Annotated in this window: 19 protein-coding genes; 2 read left to right on the top strand and 17 right to left on the bottom strand. The window is 59.8% G+C overall.

Going from position 1 to position 22,159, the window contains the following annotated elements:
- The 7 genes from XH81_RS26955 to XH81_RS26925 all read right to left on the bottom strand — a co-directional run.
- On the bottom strand, positions 1-903 hold a 903-nt coding region (locus XH81_RS26955; protein WP_271596421.1), incomplete at its 3' end, for a right-handed parallel beta-helix repeat-containing protein.
- Positions 904-1,524: 621 nt separating this feature from the next.
- Complete coding sequence (locus XH81_RS26950; protein WP_080670225.1) at positions 1,525-2,292, bottom strand: methyltransferase domain-containing protein; 768 nt, start codon at positions 2,290-2,292, stop codon at positions 1,525-1,527.
- Positions 2,279-3,574 carry an O-antigen ligase family protein gene (locus XH81_RS26945; RefSeq protein ID WP_049824233.1) on the bottom strand — a complete coding sequence of 432 codons (1,296 nt, stop codon included), beginning with the start codon at positions 3,572-3,574 and terminating at the stop codon, positions 2,279-2,281. Before XH81_RS26945 ends, XH81_RS26950 begins: the two co-directional genes overlap by 14 nt.
- A gap of 79 nt (positions 3,575-3,653) precedes the next feature.
- On the bottom strand, positions 3,654-4,526 hold the full coding sequence (locus tag XH81_RS26940; RefSeq protein WP_173015861.1) for a right-handed parallel beta-helix repeat-containing protein: 873 nt from the start codon (positions 4,524-4,526) through the stop codon (positions 3,654-3,656).
- A gap of 118 nt (positions 4,527-4,644) precedes the next feature.
- Entirely contained in the window at positions 4,645-5,649 is a 1,005-nt protein-coding gene (locus tag XH81_RS26935) for a glycosyltransferase family 2 protein (RefSeq protein ID WP_028143650.1), read from the bottom strand.
- Positions 5,650-5,732: 83 nt separating this feature from the next.
- Positions 5,733-6,902 (bottom strand): acyltransferase family protein, encoded by a 1,170-nt coding sequence (locus tag XH81_RS26930; RefSeq protein WP_080670223.1) that lies wholly within the window; start codon positions 6,900-6,902, stop codon positions 5,733-5,735.
- A gap of 85 nt (positions 6,903-6,987) precedes the next feature.
- On the bottom strand, positions 6,988-8,532 hold the full coding sequence (locus XH81_RS26925; RefSeq protein WP_049824231.1) for a class I SAM-dependent methyltransferase: 1,545 nt from the start codon (positions 8,530-8,532) through the stop codon (positions 6,988-6,990).
- 185 nt (positions 8,533-8,717) lie between these two features.
- Between XH81_RS26925 and XH81_RS26920 the strand changes: the two genes are divergently transcribed.
- Positions 8,718-10,037 (top strand): glycosyltransferase family 4 protein, encoded by a 1,320-nt coding sequence (locus tag XH81_RS26920; protein WP_049801690.1) that lies wholly within the window; start codon positions 8,718-8,720, stop codon positions 10,035-10,037.
- Here the strand turns inward: XH81_RS26920 and XH81_RS26915 are convergent.
- The 9 genes from XH81_RS26915 to XH81_RS26875 all read right to left on the bottom strand — a co-directional run bounded on the left by XH81_RS26915 (position 10,007) and on the right by XH81_RS26875 (position 19,855).
- Positions 10,007-11,257, bottom strand: coding sequence for a DegT/DnrJ/EryC1/StrS family aminotransferase (locus XH81_RS26915; protein ID WP_049801691.1), 1,251 nt, complete (start codon positions 11,255-11,257; stop codon positions 10,007-10,009). The genes XH81_RS26920 and XH81_RS26915 overlap by 31 nt on opposite strands.
- Positions 11,197-12,198, bottom strand: a complete 1,002-nt coding sequence (locus XH81_RS26910; RefSeq protein ID WP_028143648.1) for an NAD-dependent epimerase/dehydratase family protein — start codon at positions 12,196-12,198, stop codon at positions 11,197-11,199. The genes XH81_RS26915 and XH81_RS26910 overlap by 61 nt, the downstream gene beginning before the upstream one ends.
- Positions 12,195-13,373, bottom strand: coding sequence for a DegT/DnrJ/EryC1/StrS family aminotransferase (locus XH81_RS26905; RefSeq protein ID WP_028143647.1), 1,179 nt, complete (start codon positions 13,371-13,373; stop codon positions 12,195-12,197). The genes XH81_RS26910 and XH81_RS26905 overlap by 4 nt, the downstream gene beginning before the upstream one ends.
- 97 nt (positions 13,374-13,470) lie before the next feature.
- The gene (locus tag XH81_RS26900) at positions 13,471-13,992 is read right to left on the bottom strand and encodes an acyltransferase (RefSeq protein ID WP_038970400.1); all 522 of its coding nucleotides are present in this window, start codon (positions 13,990-13,992) and stop codon (positions 13,471-13,473) included.
- 31 nt (positions 13,993-14,023) lie between these two features.
- A complete protein-coding gene (locus XH81_RS26895) occupies positions 14,024-15,514 on the bottom strand; it encodes an oligosaccharide flippase family protein (RefSeq protein ID WP_038974204.1) in 1,491 nt (496 codons plus the stop codon).
- A gap of 31 nt (positions 15,515-15,545) precedes the next feature.
- Positions 15,546-16,607, bottom strand: coding sequence for a Gfo/Idh/MocA family protein (locus tag XH81_RS26890; protein ID WP_038974205.1), 1,062 nt, complete (start codon positions 16,605-16,607; stop codon positions 15,546-15,548).
- A 70-nt stretch (positions 16,608-16,677) separates the two neighbouring features.
- Entirely contained in the window at positions 16,678-17,940 is a 1,263-nt protein-coding gene (gene wecC / locus XH81_RS26885; protein WP_038970402.1) for a UDP-N-acetyl-D-mannosamine dehydrogenase, read from the bottom strand.
- On the bottom strand, positions 17,933-19,057 hold the full coding sequence (gene wecB / locus XH81_RS26880) for a non-hydrolyzing UDP-N-acetylglucosamine 2-epimerase (protein WP_028143643.1): 1,125 nt from the start codon (positions 19,055-19,057) through the stop codon (positions 17,933-17,935). Before wecB ends, wecC begins: the two co-directional genes overlap by 8 nt.
- 3 nt (positions 19,058-19,060) lie before the next feature.
- Positions 19,061-19,855: a WecB/TagA/CpsF family glycosyltransferase gene (locus tag XH81_RS26875; RefSeq protein ID WP_038974206.1), complete on the bottom strand. Its 795-nt coding sequence runs from the start codon at positions 19,853-19,855 to the stop codon at positions 19,061-19,063.
- Positions 19,856-20,033: 178 nt separating this feature from the next.
- Between XH81_RS26875 and XH81_RS26870 the strand changes: the two genes are divergently transcribed.
- Positions 20,034-20,921: a glycosyltransferase gene (locus XH81_RS26870; RefSeq protein WP_028143642.1), complete on the top strand. Its 888-nt coding sequence runs from the start codon at positions 20,034-20,036 to the stop codon at positions 20,919-20,921.
- On the opposite strand, the gene XH81_RS26865 is transcribed toward XH81_RS26870, so the two are convergent.
- The gene (locus XH81_RS26865; RefSeq protein ID WP_049801692.1) at positions 20,918-22,138 is read right to left on the bottom strand and encodes a hypothetical protein; all 1,221 of its coding nucleotides are present in this window, start codon (positions 22,136-22,138) and stop codon (positions 20,918-20,920) included. The genes XH81_RS26870 and XH81_RS26865 overlap by 4 nt on opposite strands.
- Positions 22,139-22,159: the final 21 nt, after the last annotated feature.

Genomic DNA, 22,159 nt, shown 5'->3' with positions numbered 1-22,159 from the left:
GGTACCGTGCAGGGTGATCTGACTGGCGTCAGTGATGCCATCGCCAGTCTTGCCCGTATCGGGTGACCAGGATGCGATGCTCGGCGCTGCCGGGACTTCGGGCGTTGCGGGGGGCATCGTCGGTGAGGTCGTCGTCGTACCGCTGTTTGCCGACGTATTGAGCGCCGACGCCAGCGCCGCGCCGTCAGTGTAGTTGCCCGAGAACACCGAGTTATTCCCGCGGATCAACGCGTCACCATACTGCGCGCCGCCAATGTGATTGTTGGTGAACGACACGCCGGTAATCGAAGCGGTGCCCAGGTTGGAATCCGCGTATACGGTGTAGGCGCCACCAGTCAGCAGGTTATTGGTGACGGTGACATTCGAGACCGGCCCGAAGTCGTTGTCGATCATGACCGCGGAGGTCCATCCCCACTGATTGATGATCGAATTGCCGGTGATCTGAATGTTGGAGAGGCCACCGTCGATCTGGATGCCGTCATAGTGAGGCGATCCGCCCGCTTGGAGATCGTGGATGTAGTTGCCCTGGATGACGGAGTTGCTGCCGGGAACGATGCCGTTCTCCACGTTGTAGATGTTGTTCCCGATGAACGTGCCGCTTCCCATGATGCCCTGATTGCCAGTGCCATCCGGCGCACGGCCGGTACCATCGATGGTGCAATTCTGGACCACCGCGCCCGTAGCTCCGGAATCAATGGTCACCCCAGCCCAACCGCCGGACGTGATCTTGCAGTTCTCAAGCGTCACATTGTCCGCCTTGATGTAGACGCTGCCGGTGATGTTGAGTCCGGAGACCACCGCTCCCGCCTGCGTGATGACCACATCTCCAGAAGGAGTCAGCGTTACCCCCGCCGGCACCCCGGTGTTCGTCGCGTCAGGCCATGCATTCGTTGTCGTTGCCAAAACAGTTTCTCCGTCTTCTCTGTATTATCCCCGTTAACTGACACCAGTGCTTATTGCGAGTTTGCGCCCTCGATTTAATTGGTGATCGAGATACGCCAGGTGCCGTGCTTGTGCGGCGTTAATGGTCGTCTGCAGACGGCCTTTTTTTGACAAGACCACGGCTCCGCCAAGGTCATTTCGCCACAAGCGCCGCCAGATTCCTGTTTCCGGAAATACAGCGCGGAAATCTACGTTACGGAAATTAAAAGCGATTTCGTTTTAGCCGCGATCAAACGACCGCAAAACATGCGCGCGCCACACTTCACAGAAAAATTCTTTCGTGCTGGCTCGTTGCAACGGGTCGAGCGACTCCGAGATCGGCCCCGCTCAACGTCGACGCACATTAAATAAACCATCGAATGTATAAATAGCCAGCGACGCGCATTATTAAATACGACGCGCGAATGTCCTCTGCAGCAGACAGCGGCAAGACATCAGCTCGAATTTGTCGTGCTGCTCCGTTGGCTGAGATGCGCGCCTACCGGCGAAGCCAGAGGCGATGCAAGATGACTTCGTAAATGGGCTTAGGTGACAAAGCGGTGCGGCCCGATTTCGCCGGGCAACGTCAAAGCACTGCCTGGCCTAAGTCTTCCGGCACAAAAATACTTTTTCGCCGCGGATCAGACCATATTGCGCAACTTGAGGCTCGACCGCCGTATACTCGTCGACGACGAAGCCCGCTCGTTCGAGCCGGCGTCGGAAATCACGACCGAAGAAGCGGACGTGATCATGCTGGTTGAAATACAGGATACGATCTTCTTCTGTTTTCTGCCTCGATCGATCCTCGAACGTTTCTTGCCATCCCTCGATGAGAGGGATCATCGCGATCAGCGTCCCGCCCTTACGCAAGATCCGAAAGAGTTCGGGGATGGCCAAGCGATCGTTGACGTGCTCGAGGATATGGCAGCAGATGATCCGATCGAACCTGTCACTTTCGAGGTCTATCTTTTCGATATTGATGTCGAAATCAGCGCCCTTCCCTCCGAACTCGCAGGTGACGTAACTTCGCGGCTTTCTCGCCTTGATATACTCCGTGAGCCCCTTCTCGGGCGCGAAGTGGAGGATATCCTTGCCCATAAACAGGCCCTGCTCGGCGTCGCAAAGCACCAACAGACGGTGTCGCTCGTGCGACAGACAATTCGGACAGAGCGAGTCGAAGTTGATTCCCAATGCCAGCGGATTTGCGTACGCGAAAAATCTGCCTCGATACTCACATACCGGACAGGTCCTCTCAAATCGTCCGAACAGGAAACGGATCGTCCGAAGCCCGCTGCGTAATGACCAGACATAAGGTCGCAAACGTCCCTTGATGCCGCCAATCGGCGATGATGCCACGTCAAACTCGCTCATCTTGCGCTCCCAACATCTGCCATTCCCTAAGCGAAGCACGCACACCGATGCAAACGCCCCAAAACGTCCACATGTAGTTCCAGAAATGCACCGTCAAACCCGTGAACAGGAACACCATGCAAGCGATCGTAAACCCCGTCTGAATCCCGCTTGGGCGGCGCCCGGGCACAGGCAATACCGCCGAGAGATTCAAAACGATCAGCAGGATGGTGACCGGTACGCCGTAATGAAGGCTCGTGACCAGCCACACGCTGTCGACTGTGCGATCGAGTAGATAATAGCCGAACGTCACGAATCCGGCTCCCGTCAGAGGCGACTGCCACACCTGCGCCGAGACGGCGTCCCAGATCATGAGGCGATAGAATCCCGTTTGAGGCTCCAGTGTCGCGTGGGACAGCAGCCAGCTGAGAGGGTTATTCGTCACAGCGGTGACGGCCAGGAGGAACATGCCCGCTCCCGTCCAAAGCAGAGGCCATCGCCACGGGCAGCGGCGCAACAACCGCTCGTAGGCGTAGCTTGACATGACGACGACCATCCCCAAGACAGCGGCCGAAGATAACGACAGCAATCCGCCGAATAGGCACAGACACGCCCACGACAGACGCTTGATGGCACTTGTCGCCGAGAACAGCACGATGGCCGCAGTCAGCGAACAGAACACGCCATAGAGAATAGGATGATCGAACGTCGATATTGCGCGTCGCAGACCTGCTCGTACTCCATCTGCGCTCGACGTGCCGTCGTCCACGAACGCCTCAGGCTGCGGCATGAGTGTCGCCATGATCTCGCGGACGATCCAATGCCCCGTCAACACGTCCACTAGCGCAACGCATATCGCAATCGCCGTGAATGCCTTGATGAGACGAATGAACTGCTGGACCGCCGACGGCTCCAGAACGAAGGCTCGCGCAACAAAGTATGCTCCGACAAAGTCGAGAGCCTCTGCAACAGCAGAAAACGCCGATTGAGGTCCGGCGGCGTAACCAGCCGCCGCCACCATGGCAAGCGCAAGCGTCCCCGCGAGCCCGTCCGACAGCAGGAGCCGACGGCTCGGCTGCAATAGCCGCGCAACCGCCGGCAGCAGCAGGACCAGAAGGCATATCCTGGTCGGCGTTAGCTTTGCCCCGGCGATCAGCACCTGGAGCCCCGACGGCAATACGATGCCCATCAGAAGGAGCGGGACGGCCAGACTGCCCCGTTGGAGAATGGTCGAATGGAATCCGGCCGCCGTCGCGCGGATACGCGGCTGCCCCGCGAGGAGAGCATAGCCAGGATAGCTCATGAGGCTGTCTCCCTGGACAGGCCGGACCAAGCCATTAGATCCGACAAGCGCTTGAGTTGGTGCGGAGCACGCCGGCGCTTCATCTGATGGCCTCCTGCGCCGCGACGCTGCCAAAGTCCAGATTGCGCACCAGGCGCCAGCCGTCGGTCGCATTTCTGAGATAGGTGGGCCGGTTTCGCCGAAACAGGGTCGGCCCATACTGCCCCGAGCCGATGTGATTGTCGGTGATCGAAACACCCGAGATCGGATTGTCGTTGAACTTCGCGTCCGAGTAGACCGTATAGCTGCCGCCAGCGAGAAGATTGCCTTCGATGACGATGTTGGAGACCGGGCCAAACTCGTTGTCGATCATGATAGCGCCGGCAGCGCCGTGAGAATTGATGATCGTGTTTTGCCGGATGACCGTGTCCGAGATGCCGCCATCGATCTGGATACCATCGTAATGTGGCGCCCCGCCGGCATTGAGATCGTGAATAAAATTGTGTTCGATCAGATTGTCCCTGCCGGTCAGGACGATGCCGTTTTCGACGTTCGAGATGTTGTTGCGCTGGAACGTACCCTGTCCCATGATTCCCTGGTTGCCATTGCCATCGGGACCAGCACCCTGGCCGTCGATCGTGCAATCCCTGACGACAACTCCTGTCCGATGCGGATCGATCTTGATAACGGCCCAAGCGCTAGCCGAGATGCGGGACATCTCGATGGTCACGTTATCGGCGTTGACGACGACGCCGCCCTGAATGTCCAGTCCTGAAATCGTCGTGCCGGAAACGGCAATCGTGAGGGGACCGGACGGCTTCAGCACGAGATCACGAGGCGGCCCCGTGTTGCTTGCGTCCGGCCATTGGGAGGCGAATGCCAGCTTGGATGCGCCGTTCGGCTCGGCTGCCACAGCAGCCGCCGGAATCTGGAGCGCTGCGACCGCAACCGCTACACGGGCAGCTTCGAGCACAATCCCGCCCCAGCGCATATGGCCAAGCGCGAGCCCCCTGGCTCCTCGCCAACTCCGTCGCTGTCCTTCTAGGCTATCTGATCTCATCGCTCTTCTCGCCGGAAACAACCCGACGCTCTCATGCCGGCTCGACCCTCGGTGCCTCGTAACCGCCAACCCACTCTCGCCGACGCCTCCAGACGGCTTCCCAATAAACAGCGTTCTTTTGCCATTCCGCATTCCGCGCCAGGGCGGCTGCCATGCCGTAACCGTACCGGCGTGTAAGCGGCACGATCAGGTGCAAAGCCTGCCCGATCGTCCGTGCCGGCCAGCCGAAATGCCGATTGATCAGGGTGATTCTCCCCTTGAAAACCTTCACCCTCTTGTCGACAGGCACGACGTCGGATGCCCCGCCATAGTGGACGATGGTCGCTTCAGGCGTGACCGCGGGCCGCGCACCGAGCGACCGCGCGCGATGACAGAGGTCTGCTTCTTCTCCGTACATGAAGAATGTGGGGTCGAACCCGCCGAGCCTCTCCCACACCAGCCGGTCGATCAGCAGAAAGCAACCTGTAACGATGTCGACGTGCCGCGCGGTATCTCGGTCCCATCCGCCATAGGCCTCGGAATTGAAAATCGGACTGCGACGACCGAAATAGGTGAACCCCAGCGCGAAGCAGAACAAATTCCACAAACTGATTCTTCGAAAGCACGAGGTGCGATTGAGACTGCCGTCCGGAAACAGGGTGCGTCCGCCCCAGACGTGAAATGACGGATTGGCCTCGGCGAACTCAAAAAGAACATCGATCGCGCAGTCGAGAATAATGGTGTCTGGATTGAGCAGAAGCAATCGTCGGCCGCGCGCCTGTTTTGCAGCCAGATTGTTGGCGCGTGCAAAGCCGATGTTGTCGTTTAGGGCAATCAGCCTGATGTCAGGGAATTGACGGGCAATTGCGGCAGCTGACTGGTCGGACGAATTATTGTCGACGACGATGACCTCATACCTCGTACCCATTGTCTCAGCGGCGATCGACGCCAGACAGTCGAGCGTCATGTCGCGGGTATTGTAGCTTACGACAATGATGGAGAGGTCCAGCTGCCGATCCGAGTGCGGACCTTCGTCATCATGGTACGCGCTGCTCATAGCGACTCTGCTCCTTTCAAAGAAACTGCGGCCCGCTCGTCGCGCTATCACCCTCGAACCTGAGCTCAGGTGCGGGTTTGGTCTCACTCCGCCGCACCGGCCTCGATTGTTCCTGTCAGATTGTTGCCGGGCTCATCACGGCGCACCGCGGCCTCAGTCCCAACGCCTCGTCGGCTGCCTAGCCCTGCAATGTGCGACGACAGCCAACGCGAAACCCACACCTTTTGCTTCAGCGCCGGCGCTTCGACAAATCGCCAGGAGGCATACGCCAGAACGAGAGTCACGGATGCCGACAGCAAGGCCAACGGCCAGCCGGCTGCGAGATCGAACAGCGTCAGGAGCGCCAATATGACCGGTGAATGGATCAGGTATACGCCGTAGGACAGATCGTGCTTGAGTGGCACGCGACTGGCGACCTCGGAGAGCCCGAGACAGATCACGACGTAGGGTATACACAGCGGCATCGCCACCGCGCCCAACCCGCTCGCAAGACCGATCAGCGCGCCTCCCACGGCGACCGCGGCCCCGATTCCGGAGAACGGGATACTTTCACGGTAGAGGTAGAGGGTCGTGCCGGCGATGAAGTAGACGAAGAGACCGATGAAATCCAAGAGCCGCTGCGGACAGGCCGCGTGCAGGGATGGCGAAAGCGCCAGCCCAACATAGATGAAGTATACCAGGGCGAAAGTGATCATCGTCAGCGCCCGTCGGCGGAGAAAGCCCGCCACGCTCATCGCCGCCAGCACCGCATAGGACCAGACCTCGATATTGAGCGTCCATAGCGGTCCGTTGACCTGCACTTCGTGTCCATGCCGCACCACGCCGGGCAGGTAGTGGGACATCAGGGTAACGGCGTTCTTCAGATACAGGTAAAGCTCGGCGCTGCCGAAATAGTCGGCTAGCGAATAGGTCGTCAGGGCTGGACCCAGCACGAACATCGACGCGATGACCACGACGAAGAGTGCGGGCAGGATACGCAACGACCTGTTTACGGCGAACCGGACGAGATCGCCAGATCGGGCCAGGCCAGGCGCCAGCAGGAAGCCGCTGACGCAGAAGAAAATAACGACTGCAAACAGGCCGAACTGGATGAACCCGCCGCTGAACCGGTAGAGGACGTCGTTTGTTCCCCACCAGGCATGGTGAGCAACCACCGTGAGTGCGGCCACAAGTCGTATCTGATCAAAACCGGGGCCTCTGGCCGAAAGGACGGCAAGCCGATCGCCGATCGTCGTTGCCCCAAGTGAAATCATCGATTTCTCACGCGAAATGATCTTTCTGCCGCTTCATGATTATATAACATTTAATATAGAACCGCAATTAAATGAGGCACCCATTTTAACCGGACCGGACCTCGCCGGCCGGGCGAGTTGACTGAGACGAGGCCGTGAATTCGGTGACCCCGTCAGTGCCTGGCCTTCCGCCGGAGACGGTCACGATGATCGAAGCCGCAAGCCCGAGCGAGACAAACCTCGGCGCGAACTCGCCCAGCCGGGAGGTCATGCCAAACAATCCATCACCACGATCCGCCGGAACTCCGAACATCGCTTCGATTCGCAGGCCTGAATCGACGCACCAACTCGCCAGCTTGCGCCCCGAAGCGAAATGAGCACCCACTGCCTCGTAGCCGCTGGAGCGCCCGGACCGGAGACTCGCCCCGAGATAAGACCGAATGCCCCTTGGGGACATCGTGTTGGGCATCTGGATCACTGCGAGCGATTGCTCGTGCATGAACGATCGCAGCCTCAGAAGCAGCTTTTGCGGATCCGGAGCGAGGTGCAACAGATTGAGACATAAAACGCAGTCGTAGGTGTCGCGATTGGAGTCGATACTGTCCAGATCGGCGTAGATCATCTCGATCCCGTCCCCGGCGGGGCCGGCTGCGATCACTGGATCGAGCGGAATCGCGGTGACGTGCAGTCCTCGCGCCTGCAGCCGCTTTTCCGTCTTGCCAGACCCACAACCGATCGAAAGTACGCTGCGCGCCGATGCCGGCACGAGCGCGATCGTCGCCTCGGATTCAGGTTCATAATAGTCCTTGGAAAAGCTAGCGCGGCGAAGGCGCGTTTCCGTCGGGAGCAACGAGTAGGGCGAGCGGCGGCCGTCCGCGATTTGCAGCAAAATTGCCTTCTGCCTGCCAATTTCTTCTTCCCCGATCCCCATCCGGCCGACGTACCGGTTGGTGAGGTGATGAACGGTGAAATCCTCCAGGTGTGAGATTGGCACCAGTTTCCGCAAACCACATTGGGTGTATGGATCCGTCGCGGCCGTACAGGCCAGATCGTACTTTCCCTGATGCGGAGCTACATCGAAGCCGCCCGAATGTAGGACGTTGCCTAGCTGCTCCCGGGTAAGGACAAAGCAGGCGGCGTGCTCGTTGGTAAAATGCGCGAGAATATAGTCGCCGCGCCGCCTGACCGATGAGGAATCCCAGTGAAAGTGCGCGTGAATATCAGGATAGTTACGCTGGCCGTCTTCGCCGAATTCAACCCGCAGAAACCCGGCAACTTCTTCTGGAGATAGAAACGACGTTGCATCCAGCCAGGCGCGGATGTTCCTCTCGGTGATCAGAATGTCGTCTTCCGAGTAAATGAACAGATCGTACTGGTCACGACGTTCCGCAAACAGCTTCTTGTGCGCGAACGGCAGGGACCACGGGTTTCTGTCGGGTAGGCCAACAATGCATTCCACCCCCGTTCTCGCGCGCTTGTCGATGTTCGACAGCACGACGATATCAACGACGAGGGACATCGACCGGTATTCCCGGATGACCCGCTCGAGATAGCGGTCATTCGAGGTTCCATGGCTTGCAATCGCGACCAGTAGGCGAGGCAGGTGACGGCCGTCTTGGCGCGCCACGTGCCGTGCTGCATGCTCGTTCATCGGATTGGGGTCCCGGTGAGGGTCAAAAGCGGGTCTCGCGTTTAAATTCACGCAGATTATATAACCAAATCCGGACCGGTCGACATTTATTATGATTTAAATTTAGATTATATCGCGATATGGTTCTCAGCAATGTCAGGTTGGTCTCTTAGCGCTTTGGCGCGACACCCGGAGAATCCCATCGCATGAAGGTGCTGGTCTATCCCCATTCCATGGAACTGGGAGGGTCACAGCTCAACGCAGTCCAGCTCGCCGAGGCGGTTCGAGACCTCGGTCATGAGGTCACCGTGGCGGCAGAGACTGGCCCTCTTCTAGACAGAATAAGGGAGACCGGCCTCAGACATATTGAAATTCCTCGCCATCGGGCCCGCCCCTCGCCTCGTGTTGGCCAGATGCTCCGCAGCATCGTCAACGAACGCACCGTAGACGTGGTGCACGGTCATGAATGGCCCCCTATTGTTGAGGCTTTTCTGAGCGTTGGACTATCGACGAGGGCTGCCGTGGTGGGAACGGTCATGTCGATGTCCGTCCCCTCCTTCCTGCCGCGCAGCGTTCCCCTGACCGTGGGCACGGAGATGATCCGTCGCGCTGCGATCACTGCAGGACATCAGGATGTTACCTTGCTCGAGCCGCCAGTCGATACGAAGTCCGACCACCCCCTCGTCGATGGCACGGGCTTTCGCGCGGCTCACAATATTGGTCCGGACGAGGTCGTCATAGCGATGGTCTGTCGACTTGTGCCGAACCTTAAACTGGAGGGGCTGCTATCTGCGTGCGATGCTGTCGGCGAAATCGCGCTCGACGGCCTGCCAGTGCGGTTGCTGATCATTGGTAATGGACCGGCGCGACCGAACGTCGAAGCGCGTGCGGCCAGAATTAACTCGCTAGTCGGCCGGAACGCCGTCGTACTGGTGGGCGAGATGTCCGATCCGCGCCCTGGCTATGCTGCCGCGGACGTCATCATTGGCCAGGGTGGCTCGGCGCTGCGCGGAATGGCCTTTGGAAAGCCGCTGGTGGTCGTTGGTGAAGACGGGTTCAGCGAGTTGTTGACACCCGAGAGTGCGCCGACCTTCCTGCAACAAGGCTGGTACGGATTGGGCAAGGGCTCGCGTGGCGCCGGCGCCAGCGCACTTCGATCGGCTCTCGAGACCATTCTCGCCTCCGCGTCGCTCCGTCAGGAACTTGGCGGATTCGGGCGGCGGCTGGTGGAGCACCGCTTCAGCCTCGCGCAGGCGGCGAGAACGATAGAGCAAACCTATCTACATGCCCTACGCAGCAAGCCCTCAACCAGCCAGCGATTGGCAGACGCCGGCCGATGCTCGGCCAGCCTTGCCAACTATAAAGTGCAGCGAAAATACCGGCGCTGGATGGGCCTGGCTTCCGCCGAAGACGACAACGATCGGGCACGAATCTCTGCGGTGCTATCCGCAAAGTCGGCGGCCCCTCGATCAGAAAGGGCCGCGCCAGATCCGACTCATAAGATATCCCGGCAGACAGATACATGACCCGCCACGGTGGCAGCGCGGTTTGAGCGGGCAAGTTCAGCCTTCACCGCATCTACGATACGATCCTGGTCCGCGCAGTCCATCTGCGCATAAAGTGGAAGCAGGATCGCGTGATCCTGAGCTAGCTCGGATTGCCGCAGATCATCGCGCGACCCAGCGCCGGCATAGGGCGCCTCGCGATGGCAGCACATGATGCCCCTGCGCGTAGCGATGCCCTGATCGAGCAGCGATTGCATCGTCGCCCGCTGATCCAATCGATCGGGCAAGCGTACGCAGTAGCTCTGCCAGTTCGATCGTGCCCACGCCGGCTCGAACGGCAACCGCAGCCCCTCAATATTTCCAAGCAGTTCGGCGTAACGGGATGCCAGCGCGCGCCGCCGCGCAATCAGCTGCGGAAGTCGCTCGAGCTGTTTGCGCCCGATCGCAGCCTGCATATCCGTCATTCTGTAATTGTAGCCGACGAGGACGTACTCCTCGAAAATGACACGCTGCGAACCATGACGCACGATATCCGGAACGCTCATCCCGTGTTGACGCAGAAGCCTGAACTTGCGATCGAGTTCGGCATCGGCAGTGGTGAGCATTCCCCCCTCACCAGTCGTGATCACCTTTCGCGGATGAAATGAAAAGCAGGCAATGTCTCCATGCGGCTTGCCGATCGCCTCCCATTGCCCGTTCATGCAGATCTGCGATCCGGCGGCACAAGCCGCATCTTCGATCACAGCGATCCCGTGACGACGCGCCACGGCCATGAGCGTTGCCATGTCGCATGGCATGCCCATCTGGTGCACCGCGATGATCGCGCGTGTGCGCTCGGTGATGGCTTCAGCCAGCCGAGCGCAATCCAAATTGTACGTCTCGGGCTCGATGTCGACGAAAACTGGAGTGGCGCCCTGATATCGGATCACGTTCGCTGTCGCGATGAAAGAATGGCTGACCGTGATCACCTCGTCGCCGCTGCCGATACCCAGCGCGGCCAAGGCAAGGTGCAGGGCGGTCGTGCAATTCGCGACGGCACAGGCGTGCGGAGCGCCGACAAGTGCGGCGAACTCCTCTTCGAACGCAGCCACCTGCGGACCTTGCGATACCCAGCCCGACAGCACCACGGCGCGCGCAGCGTCAGCTTCTTCGTCCGCAAGCAACGGAACTGCGATCGGGATCACGATGCCGCCACCTGCCGCTGGCGATCCGAAGGGAGTTCGCGTTCTGATCGCCACCATTTCACGAGGTCGGCGAGCCCCTGCTCGAGCGAAACCGTGGTGCGGAACCCCAGCAGACGATCGGCCTTTCCTGTCGATGCCAGCCGTCTCGGCACCGGATTCACCGAGCGCTCAGGCGCAAATTCGGGAGTCAGACCGCGGCGTCCCATCACCGAGGCAAGCACCGTAGCCAGTTGCGTCAGGCTGGTCTCAGTACCGCTCCCGACGTTGAAGACCTCGTCGGTAATCTTCGCCCTGGCCGCAAGGATGTTGGCGCGCGCGACGTCACGGACGTGAACGAAATCCATCGTCTGACGGCCATCACCAAAGATAACGGGAGGTAACCCGGCCTCAAGCCGCTCCATCCAGCGGATCAGGACCTCGGTGTACCGTCCGTGGATGTCCATGCGGCTGCCATAGACGTTGAAATATCGGAATGCCACGTAGTCGAGGCCGCATGTGTCGTTGAAGGCCCGCAGCAGCCCTTCGTTGAACGCCTTGGCCGCTCCGTATAGCGTCCGGTTGTTGTACGGATTTTGCCGCTCGGTCGTCGGAAACTCCTCGGCCAGGCCGTATACGGACGCCGAGGAGGCTGCGATGACCTTCTCGATATCGTGCTTGATGCACAGCTCGAGGAGGTCGTAGGTGGCGTCCACCATGACCTCCTTGGCCAGGCGCGGCTCCGCCGCGCAATGAGTGATGCGGAGTGCGGCCTGGTGAAACACGATGTCGGCAGCCTTCACCAAGGCTTCCATCAGCTTGCGATCGCGTATGTCGCCGTGAACCAGTCTCACCGGTCCACGACCGAGCGCACGCCGGAGATTTTCGGGGCGGCCTCTGACCATGTTGTCGAGCGCAACGATCTCGATGCAACCCTCATCGCAGAGCTGATCGACGATGTGGGAGCCGATGAACCCTGCCCCGCCAGTGATCAGAACGCGCTTTCCCTTGAGCTCAATCAAGACGCCCTCCTGTTGCAGGACCTTGTTGTGAAGCTTTGTGATTGCTGCGCCCGGTTGCCGGCGGCTTCGCTGGGGCGCAATGCTCCGGCGTTCCTCAACGTGGAGACAATTTCGGTCGCCCGGTCCGGCAGCAGCTCCGGATAAATGGGAAGGGAGAGAAAGTCGTTCGCAAGCATCTCGGTTACCGGCAGATCACCGGCCCGATAGCCGAGTTCGGCATAGGCCTTCTGCAGGTGCACCGGAATGGGATAGTGAATCCCTGCACCTATGCCTGCCTCCCGCAACAATGTGAGCGCGTCGTCGCGACGCTGCAATCTGATCGAATAGACATGATAGACGTGGCGGGAGTACGAGGGCGGTCGCGGACGCGCGAATGGGAGCTCGGAAAGTAGCTCGTTGTATCGTTCTGCGATCGATCGGCGGGCCTCGGTCCAGCCTTCGATGTAGTCCAGCTTGACATTCAGTACCGCACTCTGGATCTCGTCCATGCGATAATTGTATCCGGGAATGACGTGGTCGTATTTTGTCTCCTGCCCCCAGTCCCGCAGCAGCGACACGCGGTGCGCAAATTCAGGCCGATCGGTTACGACGGCCCCACCCTCGCCGAACGCCCCCAGATTTTTGCCTGGGTAAAAGCTGAAGCACCCCAGATCTCCGATCGAACCTGCGCGGCGTCCTCGGTATTCCGCGCCGTGCGCCTGCGCGGCGTCCTCAATGACGACCAGACCGTAACGTTGCGCAATCGACATGATGGGATCCATGTCGGCCATCAATCCATGGAGATGAACCGGCACAATGGCTCTGGTTCGAGGTGTGATTGCAGCCTCGATCAGACCGGGATCCATCGTCCACGTGACCGGGTCAACGTCGACAAAAACCGGCTTGGCGCCGCTGTAGAGTATCGCCGCGGTTGTCGCCACGAAGGTCATGGACACGGTGATGACTTCATCGCCCGGCCCGACGCCCGCCGCCAACAGCGCAAGGTGGAGCGCAGAGGTTCCACTATTCACGGTGAGGCAACGCGCAGTCCGGCAATATTCCGCAAAACGTCCCTCGAACGCCGCCACCTCCGGCCCGAGCACAAAATGCCCGCTGCTGACGACCCGTGCCACGGCGGCGTCGACTTCCGGCTTGATTTGACAGTATTGGGCTTTCAGATCCAGGAAGGGTATCAAGATTCAAACCTTGGATTGGAGCAACCGTTATTAAATAATTAACTCGAATTATAATATTTAATCAAGCGCCATTTTCAAGAAAATAAATTCGGTTAATTCAATCTAGCCCGAAAGACCGGCGGACGGAGGCACGATCGGCGGTGGCCCTGCTTCCGACTGCGGACATGGTCCGAGCGGGTACTCCGGCGACGGTGGCACCCGGGGCAACATCCCTCGTCACGACGGAGCCCGCGCCGACGGTCGCTCCCGCGCCGATCGTGACACCACATAGGATTGTGGCGTTGGAACCGATGGCAGCCCCCCTGCCGACACGAGTGCGCTCCAATGTCCAGTCAGAAGCTTGCTGAGGGCGACCATCCGCGGTCGTTGCCTTCGGATATTTGTCGTTCGTGAACACCACGCCATGACCGATGAACACTTCGTCCTCGATTGTGACGCCTTCGCAGATGAAACTGTGCGATGATACTTTGCACCGCGCGCCAATCTTTGCTCCCGCCTGGATTTCGACGAAAGCTCCGATCCTGCTCTCATCACCCACCGTGCAACCGTACAGATTGACCAGTTCCGGGTGAACGATGCGGACATCGCGACCAAGTTCTACGTCTTGTGTGATAGGCATATCGCGCACTCCGAATGATGTCGTAGAACCGCTATGGCGCCGTCCGCGAGGGCCACAGCCCCGGCGCCATTCTCGCCAAGCCGGCTGCGGCGTAGTGAAACTGCTGCAGGAGCGGGTGCCCAGTGACCATCAGTCCAAGCCAACAACAGAGCACAGCGACGGAAAAGGCTGACGCCAGCCCAGCACCCGAGGTAAGGCCTCCAGCTTCCGTCAGCGCCGCGCAAATAGACACACCGGCAATCACCAGAACCGTTACAGCTCCGCTTCTCCATAGGGTGCGTACAAATTCGGCGGGCCGAAGGCCGAGTTGTCGTCCCAGAAAATAGAACGCAACCAACGCCTGAAATGGCAATGTCACAAGAGCGGATGCAGCAACGGCGTGCACGCCAAGGAACGAGGCGCCCAAGATGACCAGAAGTGATGGTGGCAGCGAAATCAACGACGAGATCAGCGCATCCTGAACCCTTCCGACCGCAACAAACATCGGGTAGGTCAGGCACGCCGCGAAAAGCGCAAGGTTTCCGATACAGAGCAGCTGCACCAGCGGGACGATCTCCAGCCACGTCGGGCCGAGCCAGATCAGAATGATCGGCCGCGCCATGATCGCCATAAAGACCAGGAACGGCCACTGCACGGCGGAGAGCAGCTGGATGGCCTCGAGATAGACGGCCTTGAGATCACCACCCGCTTTGCTTCGCGCAACAATTGCCGGCATGACGACCGGACTAATCACCTGCGTGACCAGCTTGTCGAATATCTGTGTCGAGGCGGTCGCGCGGCTGTAAAGGCCGACAGCGGTGAAGTCGAGCACTCTGGCCAGAAACAGCTGCGGCGCCAGGCCAAAAAACACATTTACGACGCTCACCGCGCCCGAGTAGAGGCCGAAACCGACGATCTCTCGGCAATCGATCAAGGATGGCCGCATCGCACCGAAATCTCTCCGCCATATCAGCAGCATCACGGCCAGCACCCCGTTGCCGGCCACCCCTCCCCAGAGCGGGGCCATGTAGCTGAAGTGGGCCATTGCGAGGCCGACCGAAACGACAGCGATCGTCGTACCAGCCGCCAGATTGCAGATTGCGAGCACGCCAAACTGCATCTCACGACGGAACAATGCGGCTATGGTTCCGGAGAACGGCAGCAAGAGAAGATTTAGCGAGGAAACCTCGATCCCTCGGCCCAAGCGGTCCAGCTCGAAGAAGCGCGCGATCGGCTGGGCAGACACGAACAGCACGAAAGCCGTGGCAGCCGAAATCATGAGGGTAATCGTGAACGTGGTCTGCACGCTCGCGCGCGACAACTCTCGCTTCTGAATCAGATAGCTTGCGCCCGCAAATTCCTGGAAGCAGGCCGCAATGATGGACGTGACGGCGTTCGCGACGGCATAGATGCCAAACTCTTCCGGGGACAGCAAACGGGCAAGCACGGCGGTCACAACAAAGACCAGCAGCAGGCCGACGTAACGGTCGAGCGCCGAGAACAGAATGGAGCGCTGCACGGACTTCATTGCGTCGTCTGTCATGTCGGTCAGGTGAGCTGGATCGCCGCGCGCGTCATGCTATCGCTCTGGCGCGCTGCCGGGTTCCGTAAGGCTCGCGCAGCAAGACGGGCGCACCCTGCTTTGCGATCGAGCACGATGCCGCCTCCAGAACCTCGATCACGTGGAGTCCCGAGATGCCGCTGGAAATCGGCTGGCCACCGGTGCGGATGCAATCGACAAAATGATCGACCTCGGTCTGTAGCGCCTCCATAGTCGAGATATGCGGAGCCCACATGTCGCCGGCGCGATATCCGATCCGGAATTGATGTGCATCTTCGGGAGGCGCGTCGAGCGTAATTCCCTTGTCATAGACCTTGATCTTTTCGGTCGGCTCGAGATCGTCGTAGACGATCATCTTCTTGCTGCCACCGATGAAAGTCTGGCGCACCTTGACGGGCGACAGCCAATTGACGCTGACGTGGGCCACGCATGCGTTGGCAAAGAACAGCGTGATATGCGCCATATTTTCCGGCGAGCCGACAACGTGGCACGAGCCGGTTGCCGAGACCGCGATCGGCGCTTCATCGAGGATATGGTGGATGATCGAGATATCGTGCACCGCCAAGTCCCAGATCACATTTACGTCCTTTTGGAACAACCCGAGACTCGCGCGCGTGCTGTCGTAGTAGTAAATGTCGCCAAGTTCTCGGCTCAGCAGGAGCTCCCGGATCTTCTGGACCGCCGGCGTGTAGAGGAAGGTATGATCGACCATGAGCGTCAACCCACGCCGATCTGCCTCTTCGATCAAGCGGGTCACGAGCTCAGCGCTCGGCGCGAGGGGCTTTTCGACCAGAACGTGCTTCCCGGCTCTCAACGCCGCAATTGCCAGCTCGTAGTGCGTATGCACCGGCGTGGCGATAGCGATTGCATCGATACGGACGTCCTTCAGCAAATCTTCGTAGCGAGAGGTCGTCTCTATCGCCGGGTAAAGCTGCTTCATCGCGCCGAGCCTGCCTGGGTGCAGGTCGCTCACGCCGACGACGCGGGTGGCAGGATTGATGGAGAAATTGCGAACGAGATTGGGTCCCCAATAACCGCAGCCCACGACGCCGATTCCCAGTTGACTGTCTCGCATGCTAACCTCGATGCATCCAGGTGATACGCCTCAAATCATCCCATTGCCGACGATCACTTCACGCCGGGCACTAGGTCCGCGCTGGCATGTCCTGCCATATGCCCCGGGTATCTATGACGTCGAGATGTCGGCGCTCCGATAGGGGCACCATCTTGAATTCGTCATGATCGACGAGGAGAACCGCGATTTCGCAACTGCGCAGAGCCTCCTCGATGTTCACGAAAGCGACACGGTGATCGGCCAACTGAGGCGGCAGGCGGCGAAGGTTCGGCTCAACGACCTTGACTCGTTCTCCGTACTTTGCCGCGAGATGCGTGGCGATCTCCATGGCGGGACTCTCACGCAAATCGTCGACATTGGCCTTGAAGGTCAATCCACAACAAGCGACGTTTGCATAGGGATGATCGTCGATCAGCGCCTCTGTACGTTCGATGATCTTCTGAGTTTTGGCGTTGTTGACTTCCCGGCTCGTTCGCATCACCCGAGCGAGGTCTGGTGCGGAGTCGATGATGAACCAGGGATCGACCGCAATGCAGTGCCCGCCTACTCCCGGTCCTGGCCGCAATACGTTTACGCGAGGATGGCGGTTGGCGATGTCGATCACCTCCCAGACATTGATGTCGAACCTGTCGCAAATCAACGAGAGCTCGTTCGCGAATGCTATGTTGGTATCGCGGAACGCGTTTTCCGTCAGCTTGACCAACTCGGCTGCCCGCGCTGTGGTCCCGACGCAGGCGCCGCGAACGAACATTTTGTAGAAGCGTTGAGCACGCCGCGTGCATGTTGGCGTAATGCCCCCTATGCACCTGTCATTGTTGATAAGCTCGGTCAGGATCCGTCCCGGCAACACGCGTTCTGGACAGTAGGCGACGTAGATCGCTCCGTCTTCCTTGCCGTTGACGCCTATGTGCAGATCCGGCCTGCGTTCGACGATACGTTTTGCTATGGCTTCGGTGGTCCCTATCGGCGATGTCGATTCGAGGATGACGAGATTACCCGGCGCAAGGATGTCGACGATTTGGTCGACTGCGGCATTAACGCTTGAAAGGTCTGGACGGTTTTCGCGGTCGATCGGCGTCGGCACTGCGATGATGAAGACGTCCGCAGGCTGCGGCTTGGTGGCGGTCGTCAGGGCACCGCTCGACACGACCTTGGAAACGAGACCATCGAGATCGGGCTCCGCAATGTGAATCTTTCCGGATGCGACCGTATCGACGATACGCTCGTTTGTGTCGATGCCGACTACCTGCATTCCCCGGCTCGCAATCAGCGCTGCGGTCGGGAGCCCGATATAGCCAAGTCCAACGACATTGATCTTCTGAAATTCAGGCATCGAGAAGCACCTTCACGATACGCTCGCTCGCGTGCCCGTCACCAAACGGATTATGCGAACGGGCCATGGCGGCATAAGTCTCGTCATCGTCGAGCAAGCGAAATGTCTCGGCAACGATCTTGTCGTAGTTCGCGCCGACCAGGCGCGCCGTCCCGGCCTCCACCCCCTCAGGACGCTCGGTCGTATCGCGCATCACCAGGACTGGTTTGCCGAAGGTGGGGGCCTCTTCCTGCACGCCACCTGAATCCGTCAGGACCAAATGGGACAACGAGAGCAGACTCACGAAGTCCGTGTATTCCTGAGGAGAAATGAGGACGACCCTTGGGTGATCCGACAATCGGGACGCGAACAAGTCGCGGACGTTCGGATTCGGATGCACTGGGAGCACCACAGCAACGTCTTCCCTTTGCAGGATCGTCTCCAACGCGTTCACGATGTTGACGACACCGCCGCCGAAATTCTCCCGGCGGTGGCAGGTCACCAAAATGATGCGCCGATTGCCGTGTCGCTTCTTGATGCCGTCCCAGCGGCACGAAAGCCCCGGATCGGATTCGACCATGGCTTTCGCGAGGATGAGCGCGTCCACCACCGTGTTTCCGGTGACGTGGATGCGGTCGTCCGAGACGTTCTCAGAGCGCAGCGCGCGGGCAGCGCGCTCTGTCGGCGCGAAATGCTGATCGGCGATCGACCCGACGATCTTGCGGTTCACCTCCTCGGGCCACGGAGCGAAGATGTCGCCGCTGCGCAGTCCCGCCTCGATGTGCGAGACCGGTATCCGGTGGTAATAGGACGCCAGCGCGCCGACCATGGCAGTCGCCGTGTCGCCTTGGACGATAACCCTGGTAGGCTTCACTTTGTCGAGGAGCTCACCGACTTCTCCGAGCAACCGGGCCGTTAGATGATCCAGCGTCTGATTGGCCGTCATGACGTTCAGATCAAAATCCGGAACTACCTTGGCAAGCTTGAGGACCTGATCAAGCAGCTGTCGATGCTGTGCCGTCGCACAGATCGTTAGCGAAATGTCCTTGCGATTCTCGGCCTTGAGTCGGTTGATGACCGGAAAGAGCTTGATGGCTTCTGGTCGGGTTCCCAAAAGGATGAAAAAATGCTTGCGCACGTCTCACCCTCCGATCCGGCTCGGGCCGGGCGGCACGGCGCCCGGCGTGCCAAATGTATGCCCTATCGCTTGCTTGGCGAGCGCTTGCAGCAGGATGCCCGCAAACAGCGTGTTCGTTGTGGCGTATCGCCACCACATCCGCCCGGGCTCTTGATAGATGCGGTAAAGCCATTCGAGGCCCAGCCCCTGAATCCGCGCCGGCGCGCGCCGAACGGTGCCTGCAAGGATATCGAACGCACCGCCCACGCCCATGATAAAGGGTACGCCGAGCTCGTCACGATGGGCGGCGAGAAAGCGCTCTTTCCGTGGTGTCGGCATGCCAATGAAGAGACAATCGGCCGCGCTGGACTGGATGTCCCGCACGACCTCCCTTTCCTGCTCCGGCTTGAAGTAACCATCGTGCCAGCCGGCGAAGACGAGTGAGGGATATCTCTCTCGCGCGCGCTGCATTGCCTGCTGCAGGACGGCGGGGGTGGCACCCAGGAAGTAGGGCTTGTAACCTTCCCGCGCACATACCGCGAGCAACTCGGCCAGGAGATCGACGCCGGCGACTCGGGACGTTGCCGGCAGCCCTAGGGCTCGGGCACCCCAGAGAATCCCCATGCCGTCGATGCTGACGATGTCGCTATTGGCGACATCGGCCGCGAGCATGGGATCCGATCGCATATTGACAAATTTGGCAACGTTCAACGCGACATGCTGCAGCCGTCGGCGGCAACGCATGGCGCCGCGCGCGAGCTCGACGGTTTCCGCCATTGTCAGCAGGTCGATGGGGCAGGCCAGGAACGATGCACGCATTTGAACCGACCCTCCGAAACGCAATTTGTTTAAGTTGCATTTAAGATTATAATAACGATAATAATTGTCTACCATTTAATTGCAAGGATTAAATGCATCAACCTCCTTCAGAGACGCCAAAATAGCGCGCCGGCAGATATGCCGCAGGCCAACGTGAATTAAATAGGGAATCACCAAAATGATCTCGGTCATTATTCCCCACCTCAATCAGGCTGACGCCCTGGAAGCCTGTCTGCGAAGCCTGGATGCGCAGACCCTGTCACGGGATTTGTTCGAGATCATCGTGGTGGACAACGGCTCGACCGTACCGCCGATAGACGTCATTGCCGACCATTCCGGCGTCAGGCTGGAGCACGAAGCGCTTCCCGGTCCGGGCCCGGCGCGAAACACAGGCGCAGCTTGCGCGAGAGGCGATATCCTCGCTTTTGTGGATGCCGACTGCCGGGCTCATCCGGACTGGCTGACCGCGATCCGTGAGGCGTTCCAGCAAGCCAGGGCGGCGACGATCCTTGGCGGAGAGGTTCGCATCAGGCCTGCCGCCGAAGGGCGTTTCACCGCGATCGAAGCCTATGAAAGCGTTTTTGGCTTTCGCAATCGCTTGTACGTCACCAAGCACGGCTACTCCGTCACGGCAAATCTGGCGGTTCGCCGCGCCGACTTTGCGAGGATCGGACCTTTCCCGGGCATTCAGTTCGCGGAAGATATGCAATGGGGACAAATGGCCATCCGCGCCGGCTGCGAATTTCGCTACATTGCCGGGATGATCGTGTTCCACCCTGCGCGCCGCTCGCTTCGAGAGCTGTATGCGAAATGGGACCGCCAAATCGCGCACTACCGCAACACCGCACAGGCCGCGCGCGGCTGGCAGCTGCGCTGGTTTGCCACGGCCCTGCTCGTCCTGGTATCACCGGCGGTCGGCGCCATCACTGTACTGACGAGCGGACGCCTCCATGGGATAAGCGCGCGCCTCAAAGCGATTGCCGTTCTCTGCGCGGTTCGCAGCCATCGAACGACCAGGATGCTGGCCCTGCTCCGGAGAGAGGGCACGGTTGTCTGGAATCGCTAGCCGAGCGCGCTGCCGTTGCGCTGCGGCACGCCGCCGACCGGGCCGGCTGGCTGTTCGAACGCGACGTTGTGACTGAGATCCTGCAGGTCGGTACGCCGACCGAATGACCACAAAATCCAACCGAGCTCGTAACTGCGGCACTCGAGCCGAACGCCCACATTTTGGCGGTCGATCAGCTCTCCCCCGCTCTCGCGCCAGACGTTCTTGATCGCGCGCAACACCCGCGGCGCCTTGGTCGTCAGTTCACCCTTGCGGACCTGCGAGCGGATCGTCAGGTTCAGTTCAGGCACGAGCATGGTCCGGCCCAGCCGGTTCTGACCGAGTACCCAGTTGAATCCCTTGACCAGCGCTTCCCGCGCTCCCCGTCGTCCAAAGCGCTCGGCCCATTCCAGCAGCGCAGGGGCCATTCCATACTGATGGACCGAATAGATCTCGTAGAAATCGAGGATGCGGCCGCTCGTCGCATCGAAGAACCACGGCCATTCACCTTGGGGACCTTGCAGCGCAATCAGATCGCGCACGCAAGTATCAGCCATGACGAGCGCGGACGCATCGCCGGTGAATTCGCCGTACTGATAGCAGGCGATGGAGAGATAGGTTTGCGTCGCAAATGATGCGAAACGGCGACGAAAACCGGACGGCGCGTCGAAGAACAATCCGGAATCGCCATGGAAACGTTCCTTCAGGAAACGGTAGAGCGGGCCGGCGAAGCATAGCCACTCCTTCTCGCCCTCCCTCGCCTGGGCGATGACACCCGTCAGCAGCATGCCCAGATCCTGCGCCCGGAAAGCGTGCCACCGCGACTGATCCGAGAGAACCGCTTTCAACTCTCGCCTGACTGGCTCCGGAATCGGGAGGCGGAGCTCGGCGGCGGCCCACAGCGCCATGCCGAACGCATATTTGCGCACGGGGAGCGCGGTAAGCTTCATGGCATTTCGATAGAAGATCTCCGGGAGATCAATATCAGCCGGAAGTTTCGCGACCCGCGACATCCCAAGCAAGACGTTGAGAGTGTAGAACACGTCGCTATGCGGCAGCGACTCGTTCGGCGAAGCGGGCCGGTCGAGGTGATAAACATGCGACCAACGACGCTCTGCAGGCAACCAGCAGCGTTCAAGCCCCTGCAACGCGTAGTTCACCAGGGGCGAGTTTGATAACGGCGCCTTCGCTGCAGCGGGCACTATGAATTTCACACCAGAATTCGGACTGATCATCATTTCCAGTACACCATTGTAAAT

It is taken from the genome of Bradyrhizobium sp. CCBAU 25360 (genome assembly GCF_028128695.1).
GTDB lineage: Bacteria > Pseudomonadota > Alphaproteobacteria > Rhizobiales > Xanthobacteraceae > Bradyrhizobium > Bradyrhizobium ottawaense.
This window is presented reverse-complemented; position numbering and strand designations above follow the sequence as displayed.